Origin of the sequence: Streptomyces sp. ATCC 21386 (genome assembly GCF_018728545.1) — a bacterium.
Taxonomy (GTDB): Bacteria; Actinomycetota; Actinomycetes; order Streptomycetales; family Streptomycetaceae; genus Streptomyces.
Genome location: NZ_JAAVVL010000001.1, coordinates 6,535,693 through 6,549,591 on the forward strand (window position 1 = coordinate 6,535,693; position 13,899 = coordinate 6,549,591).

Annotated in this window: 10 protein-coding genes; 4 read left to right on the forward strand and 6 right to left on the reverse strand. The window is 71.9% G+C overall.

Annotated features, from left to right (window positions below; genetic code table 11):
• Positions 1-10: 10 nt before the first annotated feature.
• A complete protein-coding gene (locus tag GWK25_RS28070) occupies positions 11-976 on the reverse strand; it encodes a GlxA family transcriptional regulator (protein ID WP_215454123.1) in 966 nt (321 codons plus the stop codon).
• Between the two features lie 123 nt (positions 977-1,099).
• Here GWK25_RS28070 and GWK25_RS28075 point away from each other — a divergent pair, with 123 nt between their 5' ends.
• From GWK25_RS28075 to GWK25_RS28085, 3 genes are all read left to right on the forward strand, one after another.
• A complete protein-coding gene (locus tag GWK25_RS28075; RefSeq protein WP_215454125.1) occupies positions 1,100-1,966 on the forward strand; it encodes a hypothetical protein in 867 nt (288 codons plus the stop codon).
• Between the two features lie 86 nt (positions 1,967-2,052).
• Positions 2,053-2,196 carry an LPFR motif small protein gene (locus GWK25_RS28080; RefSeq protein WP_169797823.1) on the forward strand — a complete coding sequence of 48 codons (144 nt, stop codon included), beginning with the start codon at positions 2,053-2,055 and terminating at the stop codon, positions 2,194-2,196.
• Between the two features lie 171 nt (positions 2,197-2,367).
• Positions 2,368-4,758: a Tex family protein gene (locus GWK25_RS28085; protein WP_215454127.1), complete on the forward strand. Its 2,391-nt coding sequence runs from the start codon at positions 2,368-2,370 to the stop codon at positions 4,756-4,758.
• Between the two features lie 237 nt (positions 4,759-4,995).
• On the opposite strand, the gene GWK25_RS28090 is transcribed toward GWK25_RS28085, so the two are convergent.
• On the reverse strand, positions 4,996-6,636 hold the full coding sequence (locus tag GWK25_RS28090; protein ID WP_215454129.1) for an ABC-F family ATP-binding cassette domain-containing protein: 1,641 nt from the start codon (positions 6,634-6,636) through the stop codon (positions 4,996-4,998).
• A gap of 74 nt (positions 6,637-6,710) precedes the next feature.
• Positions 6,711-7,736, reverse strand: coding sequence for an oxidoreductase (locus tag GWK25_RS28095; protein WP_215454131.1), 1,026 nt, complete (start codon positions 7,734-7,736; stop codon positions 6,711-6,713).
• 66 nt (positions 7,737-7,802) lie between these two features.
• Between GWK25_RS28095 and GWK25_RS28100 the strand changes: the two genes are divergently transcribed.
• On the forward strand, positions 7,803-8,753 hold the full coding sequence (locus GWK25_RS28100; RefSeq protein WP_215454133.1) for an FAD-dependent oxidoreductase: 951 nt from the start codon (positions 7,803-7,805) through the stop codon (positions 8,751-8,753).
• A 94-nt stretch (positions 8,754-8,847) separates the two neighbouring features.
• Here GWK25_RS28100 and GWK25_RS28105 read toward each other — a convergent pair whose 3' ends face one another.
• The 3 genes from GWK25_RS28105 to GWK25_RS28115 all read right to left on the reverse strand — a co-directional run bounded on the left by GWK25_RS28105 (position 8,848) and on the right by GWK25_RS28115 (position 13,889).
• Entirely contained in the window at positions 8,848-10,572 is a 1,725-nt protein-coding gene (locus GWK25_RS28105; RefSeq protein ID WP_215454135.1) for a BCCT family transporter, read from the reverse strand.
• A gap of 84 nt (positions 10,573-10,656) precedes the next feature.
• On the reverse strand, positions 10,657-11,928 hold the full coding sequence (locus GWK25_RS28110) for a M14 family metallocarboxypeptidase (protein ID WP_215454137.1): 1,272 nt from the start codon (positions 11,926-11,928) through the stop codon (positions 10,657-10,659).
• On the reverse strand, positions 11,925-13,889 hold the full coding sequence (locus tag GWK25_RS28115) for a Xaa-Pro dipeptidyl-peptidase (protein ID WP_215454139.1): 1,965 nt from the start codon (positions 13,887-13,889) through the stop codon (positions 11,925-11,927). Before GWK25_RS28115 ends, GWK25_RS28110 begins: the two co-directional genes overlap by 4 nt.
• Positions 13,890-13,899: the final 10 nt, after the last annotated feature.

Consider the following 13,899-nt stretch of genomic DNA (forward strand, 5'->3'; position numbering starts at 1 on the left):
GGGTTTCCTTTCAGCGGCTGGGGTCGGTGGCGGCGGCCGGGCGGAAGCGGCGGCGGTACTCCGCCGGGGAGGTGGCGAGGGCCTTCACGAAGGCGCGGCGCATGGCCTCGGCGGTGCCGTAGCCGCAGGTGCGGGAGATCTCCTCCACTCCGTCGGAGGTGTCCTCCAGGAGGCGGCGGGCGTGTTCGAGGCGGACGCGGTCGACGTACCGGCCCGGGGTCGTGCCCGTCTCGGTCCGGAAGGCGCGGGCGAAGTGGCGGGGCGAGAGCCGGGCACGGGCGGCCAGGTGCTCGACGCTCAGGTCGTCGCCGGGGTGCTCGGTGATCCACCGCTGGACCTCGCGGAGCGGTTCCCGCTGCGCGGTCTGGGCGGCGAGCTGGGCACTGAACTGGGCCTGGTTGCCCGGGCGGCGCAGGAAGACCACGAGATGGCGGGCGATGGCGAGAGCGGCCTCGCGGCCGATGTCCTCCTCGACGAGCGCGAGGGCGAGGTCGATGCCGGAGGTGACACCGGCGGAGGTGGCGATGTGCCCGTCGCGGACGTAGATGGGGTCGGGGTCGACCTCGACCGCCGGGTGGTGGCGGGCGAGGGTGTCGCAGTACGCCCAGTGGGTGGTCGCCCGGCGGCCGTCCAGGAAGCCCGCCTCGGCGAGGAGGATGGCGCCGGTGCAGACCGAGACCAGGCGCTCCGCGCGCGGTCCGTGCTCGCGCAGCCAGTCGACGATCTCGGGAGCGGGGTTCCGTGTGCCCTGGCCGCCCGGGACGAGCAGGGTGTGCGGGGCCGGGGCGGCGGCGAGGCCGTGGTCCGGGACGAGGGTGAGGCCGCTGGAGGTGCGCACGGGTGCGCCGTCCACGGAGGCCGTGCTGATGCGGTAGGTCCCCGGTGTGTGCTGTTCCGCGCCGGCGAAGACCTCCAGCGGGCCGGTGACGTCGAGGCTCTGCACGCCGTCGAAGAGGACGACCAGGACTGTTCGCATGCCTTCGATTCTTGGACGACCGGACCATGACCGCAATGACGAGCACCCCACCTTTCCTGCCATCCGGAGCGGACAGGCAGGGCCACCCACCCTCACGTACCAACCAGTCGGTAACCTGCCGCCATGACCTCTTCCCTGCCGGAGCGCGCCGGGCGGCGCTGCCACAGCCTCCTCAATCCGTTCCACTCCGCGCACTACTTCTCGCCGGACCTCGGGCGGGAACTGGCCGCCGTGGGGGTCGAGGACCCGCGGGCGGCGTACTTCGCCGTCCGGGCCGCCGCCCTCGGCCGCGTCGGAGCGGGCATCGTGACGGCGACGTTCTTCAACTTCCGTCACGAACTGGTGGCGGAGCACGTGCCCGCCGTGTGGGAGACGGCGTCGCCGTCCGCGGTGCTGGCGGCCCGTGAGCGCGCCGTCGACGCCACGCTGCGCCGGCTGCTCGGCGAGGAACTGCTCGCCTCCGCAGAGGTCGCCGAGGCGGCGGAGCTGGCGCTGCGCGCCACCGAGGCGTGCGTGCGGACCGCACGCCCCTTGTACGCCGCGCACGCCGACCTGCCCGTACCCGAGCGCCCTCATCTCGCGCTCTGGCACGCGACCACCCTGCTGCGCGAGCACCGGGGCGACGGACATCTCGCGGTGCTCCTCGACGCCGGTCTCGACCCGGTCGAGGCACTGGCCAGCCACACCGCGACGGGGAAGGGCATGTCCCCGAAGTGGGCCGTCGCCACCCGCGGCTGGACGCGGGACGACTGGGACGCCGCGAACGCCCGGCTGCGCGAGCGCGGGCTGCTCGACGCCGACGGCCAGCTGACGGACGCGGGCGTGGCGCTCCGCAGGGACATCGAGGACGCGACCGACCGCCTCGACCTGGCCCCCTACGGGCATCTGGGCGCGGCCGGGGTGGAGCGGCTCACGGAGCTGATGACCGGCCTGGTGACGACGATGCTCGGCGCGGGGGCGTTCCCGGCGGGAATGATCGGCAAGGGCTGAGCACGCGGCGCGCAGGCATGAACAGTGCCGGGCGCGGTACCCGAGCGTTCCTGGCCCAGTCAGCCGGGAGACGAAAGGGGAAGTACGTGTTCCGTGCGATCGCAGACGTGTTGCGGCAGATCGGTGGGGCCATCGCGACGGTGGTCACGCTGCCGTTCCGGGCCGTGGCCCGGCTCTTCGGGGGCGCGTCGAGCTCGACGCGCCGCACCGGGCGGGCCCGCCGGGCCTGAGGACGGCCAGGCCGTACAGACCTGGGAGCCGGACGCGGGATCGCGTCCGGCTCCCCCGCTGTCCGGGTCCCCGCTGTCCGGGACCCGCGCGTTTCCCTCCCTGAGCCCCCGCTGCCCGTGCCACCTGCCACAATTGCCGCGCAACCTCAGTGGAGAAGGCGGTACGGGAACGTGACGACACCCGGGTCCATCGAAGTACGGTCCATCGAAGGCAGGATCGCCGAGGAGCTCGGCGTACGGGAGCGGCAGGTCAAGGCCGCGGTGGAGCTGCTCGACGGCGGTTCGACCGTGCCCTTCATCGCCCGCTACCGCAAGGAAGCGACCGAGATGCTCGACGACGCGCAGCTGCGCACGCTCGAGGAGCGGCTGCGCTATCTGCGGGAGCTGGAGGAGCGGCGCGCCGCGATCCTCGAATCGGTGCGTGAGCAGGGCAAGTTGACGCCCGAGGTCGAGGAGCGGATCCGCGGCGCCGAGACCAAGGCCCGCCTGGAGGACATCTACCTCCCCTTCAAGCCGAAGCGGCGCACCAAGGCGCAGATCGCCCGCGAGGCCGGTCTCGAACCGCTGGCCGACGGTCTGCTCGGCGACCCGGGCGTCGAGCCGCTGGCCGCCGCCGCGGCGTTCGTGGACGCCGACAAGGGCGTCGCCGACCCGCAGGCCGCCCTGGACGGCGCGCGGGCGATCCTCACCGAGCGGTTCTCCGAGGACGCCGACCTGATCGGCGAGCTGCGCGAGCGCATGTGGGTACGAGGCCGGCTCGCCGCCAAGGTCAAGGACGGCAAGGAGGAGGCGGGCGCCAAGTTCGCCGACTACTTCGACTTCTCCGAGCCGTTCACCGAGCTGCCCTCCCACCGCATCCTGGCGATGCTGCGCGGCGAGAAGGAGGACGTCCTCGATCTCGTCCTGGAGCCGGAGGAGCCCTCCGAGCAGCCCGGCCCCTCCTCCTACGAGGGGATCGTCGCGCATCGTTTCCAGATCGCCGACCGGGGCCGGCCCGCCGACAAGTGGCTCACGGACACGGTCCGCTGGGCCTGGCGGACCCGCATCCTCGTCCACCTCGGCATCGACCTCAGGCTGCGGCTGCGGACGGCCGCCGAGGACGAGGCGGTGAACGTGTTCGCGGCGAACCTGCGCGATCTGCTCCTCGCCGCCCCGGCCGGGACGCGCGCGACGCTGGGCCTGGACCCGGGCTTCCGTACGGGTGTGAAGGTCGCCGTGGTGGACGCCACCGGCAAGGTCGTCGCCACCGACGTCATCTATCCGCACGTCCCGGCCAACAAGTGGGACGAGGCCATCGCCAAGCTGGCGCGTCTGGCCAAGGAGCACGCGGTCGAGCTGGTCGCGATCGGCAACGGCACGGCGTCCCGGGAGACCGACAAGCTCGCCGGTGAACTGATCACCAGGCACCCGGAGTTGAAGCTCACCAAGGTGATGGTGTCCGAGGCAGGCGCCTCGGTGTACTCGGCGTCGGCGTTCGCCTCGCAGGAGCTGCCCGGGATGGACGTCTCCCTGCGGGGCGCCGTGTCGATCGCGCGCCGGCTGCAGGACCCGCTGGCCGAGCTGGTCAAGATCGACCCCAAGTCGATCGGTGTCGGGCAGTACCAGCACGACCTGTCCGAGGTGAAGCTCTCCCGTTCCCTGGACGCGGTGGTCGAGGACTGTGTGAACGGCGTGGGCGTGGACGTGAACACGGCCTCCGCGCCGCTGCTGGCCCGGGTCTCCGGCATCTCCTCGGGGCTCGCCGAGAACATCGTGGCCCACCGTGACGCCAACGGCCCCTTCACCTCGCGTTCCGAGCTCAAGGGCGTGGCACGGCTCGGCCCCAAGGCGTACGAGCAGTGCGCGGGCTTCCTGCGGATCCGGGGCGGCTCGGACCCGCTGGACGCGTCCAGCGTGCACCCGGAGGCTTACCCCGTGGTCCGGCGGATGGTGAAAAGCTCCGGGCAGGAGGTGGCGGCGCTCATCGGCAACACGGGAGTCCTGCGGTCGCTCAGGCCGGCGGACTTCGTGGACGAGACCTTCGGCCTGCCGACCGTGTCGGACATCCTCAAGGAGCTGGAGAAGCCGGGACGGGATCCTCGGCCCGCCTTCAAGACCGCCACCTTCAAGGAGGGCGTCGAGAAGATCTCCGACCTGGAGGCCGGGATGGTCCTCGAAGGGGTCGTGACGAACGTCGCGGCGTTCGGGGCGTTCATCGACATCGGTGTCCACCAGGACGGGCTGGCGCATGTCTCCGCGCTGTCCCGGACGTTCGTGAAGGACCCGCGTGACGTGGTCAAGCCCGGGGACATCGTGAAGGTGAAGGTGCTCGACGTCGACGTGCCGCGCAAGCGGATCTCGTTGACGCTGCGGCTGGACGACGAGGCGGCACCGAAGGGTTCGGCCGGGCAGTCCGGTGGGGGTGCTCGGCAGCAGCGGGGTGGCCGTGGGGGGCAGCCGCCTCGGCAGCAGGGGCGTGGGGGTGGGGGCCGGCAGGGGGGTGCGGCTGCGCCGCCGCCCGCCAACAGTGCGATGGCTGACGCTTTGCGGCGGGCGGGGCTGGTGGACAAGAAGCGCGGCTGAGGTGTCGGCGGGGGTTTTCTCGCCCCCGCCGCCCCTACCCGTCCCTCCCCCACTCAGGGGCTGCGCCCCTTCGACCCCCAGGCGTCCGTCCGGTGGGGGCTGGTCGCGCAGTTCCCCGCGCCCCTCAAGAAGCCGGGGCTGCGCCTCGTGCTTTTTGCCCCAGAGGGCCGGAAGCCCTTCAGGGGCGCGGGGAACTGCGCGAGAAGCCCCACTCAGCCGCAGCCGGGGGTGTGGCGCTCACTGCTCCGTCACCTTGCCCGCCTCCACGACCAGACGGCGGGTCACGCTGACCGCGTCCAGCATGCGGCGGTCGTGGGTCACCAGGAGCAGCGTGCCCTTGTAGGAGTCCAGGGCCGACTCCAGTTGTTCGATGGCCGGGAGGTCCAGGTGGTTCGTGGGCTCGTCGAGGACCAGGAGGTTGACTCCTCGGCCCTGGAGCAGGGCCAGGGCCGCGCGGGTGCGTTCGCCCGGGGAGAGGGTGATCGCCGGGCGTAGGACGTGGTGGGACTTCAGGCCGAACTTGGCCAGGAGGGTGCGCACTTCGGCCGGCTCGGTGTCGGGGACCGCCGCGCAGAAGGCGTCGAGGAGGGACTCGGGGCCGTGGAAGAGGGCGCGGGCCTGGTCGACCTCGCCGACCAGGACCCCGGAGCCCAGGGCGGCGTGACCCGAGTCCAGGGGGACCCGGCCGAGGAGCGCGCCGAGGAGCGTCGACTTGCCCGCGCCGTTCCCGCCGGTGATGGCGACGCGGTCCGCCCAGTCGATCTGCAGGGAGAGCGGGCCGAAGGCGAAGTCGCCGCGCCGCACCTCCGCGTCGCGCATCGTGGCGACCACGGCGCCGGAGCGCGGGCCCGCCGCGATCTCCATGCGCAGCTCCCACTCCTTGCGCGGCTCCTCCACCGCATCGAGCCGTTCGATCATGCGCTGGGTCTGCCGGGCCTTCGCGGCCTGCTTCTCGCTCGCCTCGCTGCGGAACTTGCGGCCGATCTTGTCGTTGTCGTTGCTCGCCTTGCGCCGCGCGTTCTTGACGCCCTTGTCCATCCACGAGCGCTGCATCTGGGCGCGGTCCTGGAGCGCGGCCTTCTTGTCGGCGTACTCCTCGTAGTCGTCGCGGGCGTGCCGACGGGCCGTCTCCCGCTCCTCCAGGTAGGCCTCGTATCCGCCGCCGTAGAGGTTGATCTGGTTCTGGGCGAGGTCGAGTTCGAGGACCTTGGTGACCGTACGGGTGAGGAACTCGCGGTCGTGGCTGACGACGACCGTGCCCGCGCGCAGGCCGGAGACGAAGCGTTCGAGTCGTTCCAGGCCGTCCAGGTCGAGGTCGTTGGTGGGCTCGTCGAGGAGGAAGACGTCGTAGCGGGAGAGGAGGAGGGAGGCGAGTCCGGCGCGGGCGGCCTGGCCGCCGGAGAGGCCGGTCATGGGCTGGTCCAGGTCCACGCCGAGCCCCAGGGTGTCGGCGACCTCCTCCGCCCGCTCGTCGAGGTCGGCGCCGCCGAGGTCGAGCCAGCGCTCCAGGCTCGCCGAGTACGCGTCGTCGGCGCCCGGCGCGCCCTCCACCAGCGCCTGGGTGGCCTCGTCCATCACCCGCTGGGCCTCGGCCACCCCCGTGCGCCGGGCCAGGAACTCCCGCACGGTCTCGCCCTCCCGCCGCTCCGGCTCCTGCGGCAGGTGTCCCACGGTCGCCGTGGGCGGGGACAACCGCAGCTCGCCCTCCTCCGGCGGGAGCAGACCGGCGAGCAGACGCAGCAGCGTGGACTTGCCGGCGCCGTTGGCTCCGACCAGACCGATCACATCACCGGGGGCGACGACGAGGTCCAGCCCGGAGAAGAGCGAGCGGTCGCCGTGTCCGGCGGCGAGGTTCTTGACGACGAGGGTGGCGGTCACAAGGGGTGATTTTACGGCCCTTGTGACCGCCTCCGGGCGCTGCCCGGGACCCCGCTCACGCAGTTCCCGCCCCCCTACAGGGCCATCGGTTCCACCAGCACCGTCCCGGAGGTGCGGGCCACGATGAACGATTCTCCCTTCGCCGCCTTCGGGTCCAGGCCGATGCGGTGCCGGCCCGCCGGGAGGATGCCGTCGAAGAAGCGGTAGGTGTGGGGGCGGTAGAGACGGTCGAGGCGGTAGGCGGTGAGCTCCACCCGGCAGGTGGAGGTGATCTCGATGCCGGCCTGCCCGTCGGCGGCGACGAGACGGGTGAGGCGGCGCTGTTCGGCCGGGCTGCGGTCGAGGGCGTGTTCGATCTGGGCGACGAGGAGCGGGATGATCGGGGCGAGTCCGTCGACGTACGCCACCTGGACCCCCGCGCGGTCGAAGGTCAGCCGCACGGCGTCGCGGTCCGCCTTGCCTACGGCTCTGCCGAAGGCCACGGCGCCGTAGGCGCGCAGCTCTTCCGGGGACACGCCGGTGGCGTCCTGCGCTATGTCGGCACCGATGCCGATGGCGCGCAGGGCGGCGGCCAGTCTGGCGAGCACGGCGACGCGGGCGCCGATGAGGAGAACCCGCCGGGCCGACGGCTCGGGGCCCGACTCGCACAGCAGGGACCGCAGGGCGCCGCGGTACTCGGCGCCCTGGAAGCGGAAGGGGCCGATGCCGGTGTAGCCGTTGAGCCTGAGGTCGGCCTCCTCCTCCGTCTGCCAGGCGAAGTCCCGCCATACGAAGTCGTCGCCGTCCCGCTCTATGACCGCGGTCACCGCTCCGCAGGCGAGGTCGGCGCATTCGGGGCAGCCGTAGATGACGTGACGGCCACTTCTCAGGGGTGCCTCGGCCTCCAGGAGCAGACTGCGCACCTGGGCGGTGAAGATCGAGGGCGGGACGTCGGAGGCGAGGGGGGAGACGGCGTCGAGGTCGGAGAGCTGGAACAGCAGCGGGCGTCCGTCGACGATGAAGTCCACGAAGTCCCGGTGCACTTGGTAATCACCGTTGGCGAGGACGCCACCGGCTCGCATCGCCGGTGCCAGGCCGAAGGTCGCGTACTCGGCAGACATGGTGTGAGTATCCCCACAAAGGCAGACTTGTGAGCACGGCATGACATATTCCGTTAACGTCCCCGGGTGACCGGTGAATCGAACAGTGATGTGATCGTGGTCGGTGGCGGCGTCGTGGGTCTCACGACGGCGGTCGTGCTGGCGGAGAGCGGCAGGCGGGTCCGGGTGTGGGCGCGGGAGCCCGGGGAGCGCGCGACGTCCGGCGTCGCGGGTGGACTGTGGTGGCCCTACCGGATCGAGCCGGAGGAACTGGTCGGCGCGTGGGCGCTCGACACCCTCGACGTGTACGAGGGGCTGGCGGCCCGGCCGGACGAGACAGGCGTACGCATGGTCGAAGGCGTACACGGTGGGACCACACTGGACGGGCTCGGCGCGTGGGCGTCCCGGGTGGCCGGGCTGCGGGTGGCGACGGCCGGAGAGTACCCGGGTGCCGGACTGTGGGCGCGGCTGCCGCTGGTCGACATGCCGGTCCATCTGCGCTGGCTGCGCGAGCGGTTCGTCGCGGCGGGCGGTGTCGTGGAGGAGCGCACGGTGACCGACCTCGCGGCGGTCGACGCCCCTGTGGTCGTCAACTGCACGGGGATCGGCGCGCGGGAGCTGGTGCCGGACCCCTCCGTACGGCCGGTGCGGGGGCAGTTGGTCGTCGTGGAGAACCCGGGGATCACCACCTGGCTCACCTCGGTGGACCACTCCGGTTCCGAGAGCACGTACTTCATCCCGCAGCCGGGCGGGCTGATCCTCGGCGGTACGGCGGAGGAGGACGCCTGGTCCCTCACACCGGACCCGGTGATCGCGGAGGCGATCGTGAAGCGGTGTGCGGCGGTTCGGCCCGAGATCGCCGGGGCACGGATCGTCGAACACCGGGTCGGGCTGCGGCCCTCCCGTCCGGCGGTCCGTCTGGAACGGGAGCTCCTGCCGGGCGGGAGGGCGTTGGTGCACAACTACGGGCACGGCGGGGCGGGGGTCACGGTGGCGTGGGGCTGCGCGAGGGAGGCCGCGCGGCTCGCCGCCGGGTGACCCGCAAGGGGCGCGGGGAACTGCGCGACCGGCCACAAGCGACCCGCGGCTGCCCACTCCCCCCGCGCCCCGACGGTGTTGCGCGCGACCACGCTCACTCCGCGCGATGGCCGATCGGGTCACCCTCGATCTCCGTGCCCTGGCCCGGACCGACCCTGATCTCGAACTCGCCGTCATAGCGCTTGTGGCCCTCGATGACGGCCAGTTCGACCGCTTCGGAGGCCATCTCCTCGCGGACCATCACGGGGTCCCGCCGCAGGTCGCGCATCATCGCGACGCACATGCCGATCATCACCAGGACGAACGGCGCGGCGGCCAGGATCGTGAGGTTCTGCAGGCCGGTCAGCGCGTCTCCCTGGCCGCTGCCGACGAGGAGCATGATCGCGGCGACGGCCCCGGTGACGACGCCCCAGAAGACGACGACGAAGCGGCCGGGTTCGAGCGCGCCCCGCTGCGAGAGCGTGCCCATGACGATGGAGGCGGCGTCGGCGCCGGAGACGAAGAAGATGCCGACGAGGATCATCACGAGCAGGCTGGAGACCGTGGCCAGGGGGAACTCGTGCAGGACGGCGAAGAGCTGGCCCTCCGGTGTGGCCTCCTCACCGAGCCTGCCCTGCCCCTGGAGCCGCATCGCCGTACCGCCGAAGACCGCGAACCAGATGAGGCTGACCGTGCTGGGCACGAGGATGACACCGCCGACGAACTGGCGGATGGTGCGGCCGCGGCTGATGCGGGCGATGAACATGCCGACGAAGGGCGTCCAGGAGATCCACCACGCCCAGTAGAAGACGGTCCAGCTGCCGAGCCAGTCGGCGACGCCCTCGCCGCCGGACGCCTCGGTGCGGCCGGCGAGCTGGGGCAGGTCGCCGAGGTAGGCGAAGACCGAGGTGGGCAGGAGGTCGAGGACCAGGATGGTGGGTCCGGCGACGAAGACGAAGATCGCCAGCAGCAGGGCCAGCACCATGTTGGTGTTGGACAGCCACTGGATGCCCTTCTCCACCCCGGAGACGGCGGAGGCGACGAAGGCCAGGGTCAGGACGGCGATGATGCCGACGAGCAGGCCGGTGTTGACCTTGTCCATCCAGTTCAGTTCGCGGAAGCCGGAGCCGATCTGGAGGGCGCCGAGGCCCAGGGAGGCCGCCGAACCGAAGATCGTGGCGATGATCGCCAGGATGTCGATGGCCCGGCCGACGGCGCCGCCCGCGTGCTTCTCGCCGATCAGCGGGGTGAAGACGGCGCTGATGGTCTGGCGGCGCTGCTTGCGGAAGGTGCTGTAGGCGATGCCGAGGCCGACCACCGCGTAGATCGCCCAGGGGTGCAGCGTCCAGTGGAACAGGGTGGTCGCCATCGCCGTTTCCATGCGTTCGCCGGAGCCCTGGGGGCCGGTGCCCGGCGGGGGCGAGGTGTAGTGGGCGAGCGGCTCGCTGACGCCGTAGAACATCAGGCCGATTCCCATGCCGGCGCTGAACATCATGGCGACCCAGGAGACCGTGCGGAACTCGGGTTTCTCGCCCTCGACGCCGAGGTGGATGCGGCCGTAGCGGCTGACCGCGAGCCACAGGGCGAAGACGACGAAGCAGGAGGCGGCCAGCATGAACGCCCAGCCACCGTTGTGGATCAGGCCGTTCAGCATCTTGCCGGAGGCGGTTTCGAGCGCGTCGGTCCAGATGGCGCCCCAGAGCACGAAGGCCAGGGTGAGCGCCGCCGTCACACCGAACACGACGCGGTCCGTCCGGGGCCGCCCGCCGCCGGGGAGACCCGCCTCCGATCCTGGAAGCGCGCCTCCCCCGTGGTGGGTGGTGCGATGATCGTGCGTCACAGGTGGAACCTTTCCGCGAGTGGCTGGAACTGACCTTCTCCTGCCCAGGAACCCCTACCACATGTGACCTCGATCCTTTCTCTTTCAACAGTCGGTGTCGGGCACCCCCTCCGTCAGGCGGTACGGGGCCTGCGCGTCGAACAGCAGGGGGACCAACGCGCGCAACTGCTGGCGCAGCGGTACGAGGACGCCGTCACCGTCGGATTCCGGCCGGACGCGGACGCCGTGCAGCGCCAGCTCGTCGGCGAACTCCTCGTACTGCTGCGGGGTGAGCCGGTAGCCGCACGGCGGGTCCTGGATCACCTCGGCGGGTTCGGCGGGGTCGTTGTCGGCGCCGCCGACATAGACCGGGCCGGTGTCGCGGAGGCCGGCCAGACGGGCCGCGCCGGTCACCCGGTCGACCTGTCGGCCGCGTTCGGCGGCGAAGCCGAACAGGCCCTTCAGGGCCGCGAGTTGGGAGTTCACCCGGCGCAGGTTGTTGACCGGTTCCGGCATGTCGGCCGTCAGGGGTTCCACCTTGCTCTCGATCAGCAGCCCGACCGAGTGCTTGATTCCGGACATGTTGCGCAGAATGCGTTCCTGGCCGTCACCGGCGACCTGACGGATCGGGTCGCCGGTGACCGGGTCGGTCCAGATGCCGTACGTACCGGTCGAGTGGCCCGCGGCCCCGGCGGCCGGGCGTACGTGGTCGAGGGAGAGCGTGCGCGCCTCGACGTGGACGGCCGGGTCGGTGTTGAGGTTGCGCGGCCAGAGGTCGAAGAGGTCCTTGTCGTAGTACTGCGGGGTGGCGCCGTATTCGTGCAGGTCGTAGACGATGTCGGGCCGGCGGTCGCGCACGACGGCGGCGAGGGACCGCGCCTCGGCGGTCCGCAGGGCGAGGTGGTCGCGGTTGATGTCGACGCCGTCGCCGTTGCCCCGGGTGCCGGCGGCACGGCCGTCGGGGTTGGCGGTGGGGACGACGAGCACCGTGGTGGATCTCAGCAGCCGCTCGGTCCGCTCGTCCCTGGCGAAGGCGAGGTCGCGCAGGGTGGTGAGGCAGGCCTCGCGGCCGGAGGGCTCGTCGCCGTGCTGGCTGCAGATGAGCAGGACGGTGCGCGAGGTGGGGCGGGTGCCGACACGGACGAGCTGGAGCGGGCGGCCCTGCCCGGTGGTGCCGATCCGGGTCGTCGACACCCGGGCGCTCGCCCGGTCGACGGCTGCCAGGAACGCCTGCTCCTCGGGCTGGCTGGTCCAGCGGGAACCGTCCGACCGCTCGAATCCCGTGCGCGGCGGGGTGGTGTCCGTCGCGTGCGCGGGCGTGGAGAGGAGGGGCACCGCGAGCGCCGTGGCGATCAGTGCCGCGATCCTGGCCCTCATACGCCGTCGCCCGGGATGCGGGCGGCCCGGCTCGGGTCGCGTACGCCGTCGAGGACCGATGCCTCCGGGCGCGCGGCGGTGCCCGAGGTGGCCTTCGCGAAGGCCGCGCCGCCGCCGACCAGCGGAACCTGTGCGGAGGTGCGCTTGAGGTCGATGGTCAGGGTGGGTGTGCTCGACGGTGGGTCGATGAGGTCCTCGTCGGTGCCCGCGATGATCAGTGCGAGGCGGTGCCCCGCCGGGACGACGTGATCGCTCGCGTGCAGGTCGAGGGTGATCGTGTACGGGGTGCCGGGGGTGAGCGGGGCACCCGTCGCGGAGGAGTGGTTGCCGAGGTCGGCCCAGCCCCGGCTGAAGATCGTGTACTCGACGTCCGCGGTCTTGGCCTTCGTCTCCCGGAAGCAGGAGCTGTCACCGGTGGTGCTCGGGCCCCAGCAGGTGCGTTCGGTGAGGGTGGTGATGCCCTCGCCCGCGGTGGAGTAGTCGCGGATGGTGTCCGGGCCGAGGTCCACGAGGACCGCCGAGAGGTGGGCGCTGGAGGTGGTCGGCGTTGCGGTGACGGTCACCTTGGAGGAGCCGGACAGGCGCAGGTCCCTGGCGAGGGGCGCGGTGACGAAGCCCGCCTTCTCCGGGGTGGACCTGTCGACGTGGGCGGCCCAGTCGGTCTCGTTCAGCGCGGGGTCGTCGGTGAAGGTCTCGGTGCCGGACCGCTTGCGCAGGCCGAGGGTGCCGACGCCGGGCTCGCTGCCCTCGGCGGGGCGGAGCGTCGTGGCCTTGGTGGCGCGCGGCGGCCAGACCCTGGAGGTCTCCCACTGGTCCGGGTGACGTTCGATGTCGGCCATCGGCTCGTCGTCGATGCCGTTGTCGTAGCCGAGGAGTTCGTGGTCGAACCAGCGGTGCAGGGTGTCGACCCAGGCGGCGCGGCGGAAGTCGAAGGGGTCGACGTGGCCGACCTCGGAGAGCCAGATCTTGCGCTCGACGCCGTGCTTCGCGAGCGCGTCCCACCACTGGCCGAAGTGCTTGGGGCGGACGTTGAGGTCCTGCTGACCGTGGACGACGAAGACGCTGGCGTCGATCTTCCGGACGTCCTTGACGTAGTCCCGCTCGGTCCACAGCGAGGTCCAGTCGCCGGTGCGCGGGGCGCCGTCGACGAGTCGCTGCTGGACGTGGCCGCACCTGGCGCGGGCGTCGGGGCTCTCGACGTAGTCGGAGAGCCACTCGGGGCCGGAGTTGTAGAGGGGTGCGCCCTTGGCGAAGTAGTAGTCGTACCAGGAGGAGATCGCGCCGATCGGCACGATGGTCTCCAGGCCCTCGACGCCGGTGGCGGCCACTCCGTTGGCGATCGTGCCGTCGTAGCTCTTGCCGATCATGCCGGTCCTGCCGTTGGTCCAGCCGGCCCTGGCCTTGGTGCTTCCGGTGCGGGTGGTGTACGCCCGGCCACGGCCGTTGAGCCAGTCGACGACCGCCCTGGCCGACTGGATGTCGGAGCGCCCGCCGACGTCGACACAGCCGTCGGAGCGGTTGGTCCCCGCGAGGTCGACGGCGACGAACGCGTAGCCGCGGGGCACGAAGTAGTTGTCGTAGAACAGCGGCATCTGGACGACGTTCCCGTTGGCGTCGTACGTCTTGCGCTGACTCTCGTTGCCGCGTCCACAGCAGGAGTAGTACGGGCTGGCGTCCATGATCACCGGGATCTTCCGGCCTCGTAGGGCGGGTTCACTCGGGCGGACGATGTCGACGGCGACCCGGTCCGGCTTCCCGTCCCGGTCACCGTCGAGCCCGGTGTCCACCCAGACGGATTCACGGACGGCGTTCGCGTACGAGTAGACCGGCTCACTCTTGCGGGGCGCCGGGGTGCCGGCGGCCGCCGGGGTGAGGAACGTGGCGGTGAGGGCGGCGGCCGTGGCGGCCGTCGCGAGCGATCTCCAGGTCGTGAAGCGTGCACGTCGCACAGGTATCGGCATGCGCGGACGG

What these genes read in the sequence shown, in the direction of transcription:
- GWK25_RS28070 (WP_215454123.1), bottom strand. Translation starts at nt 976, where the DNA reads ATGCGAACAGTCCTGGTCGTCCTCTTCGACGGCGTGCAGAGCCTCGAC.
- GWK25_RS28075 (WP_215454125.1), top strand. Translation starts at nt 1,100, where the DNA reads ATGACCTCTTCCCTGCCGGAGCGCGCCGGGCGGCGCTGCCACAGCCTC.
- GWK25_RS28095 (WP_215454131.1), bottom strand. Translation starts at nt 7,736, where the DNA reads ATGTCTGCCGAGTACGCGACCTTCGGCCTGGCACCGGCGATGCGAGCC.
- GWK25_RS28110 (WP_215454137.1), bottom strand. Translation starts at nt 11,928, where the DNA reads ATGAGGGCCAGGATCGCGGCACTGATCGCCACGGCGCTCGCGGTGCCC.
- GWK25_RS28115 (WP_215454139.1), bottom strand. Translation starts at nt 13,889, where the DNA reads ATGCCGATACCTGTGCGACGTGCACGCTTCACGACCTGGAGATCGCTC.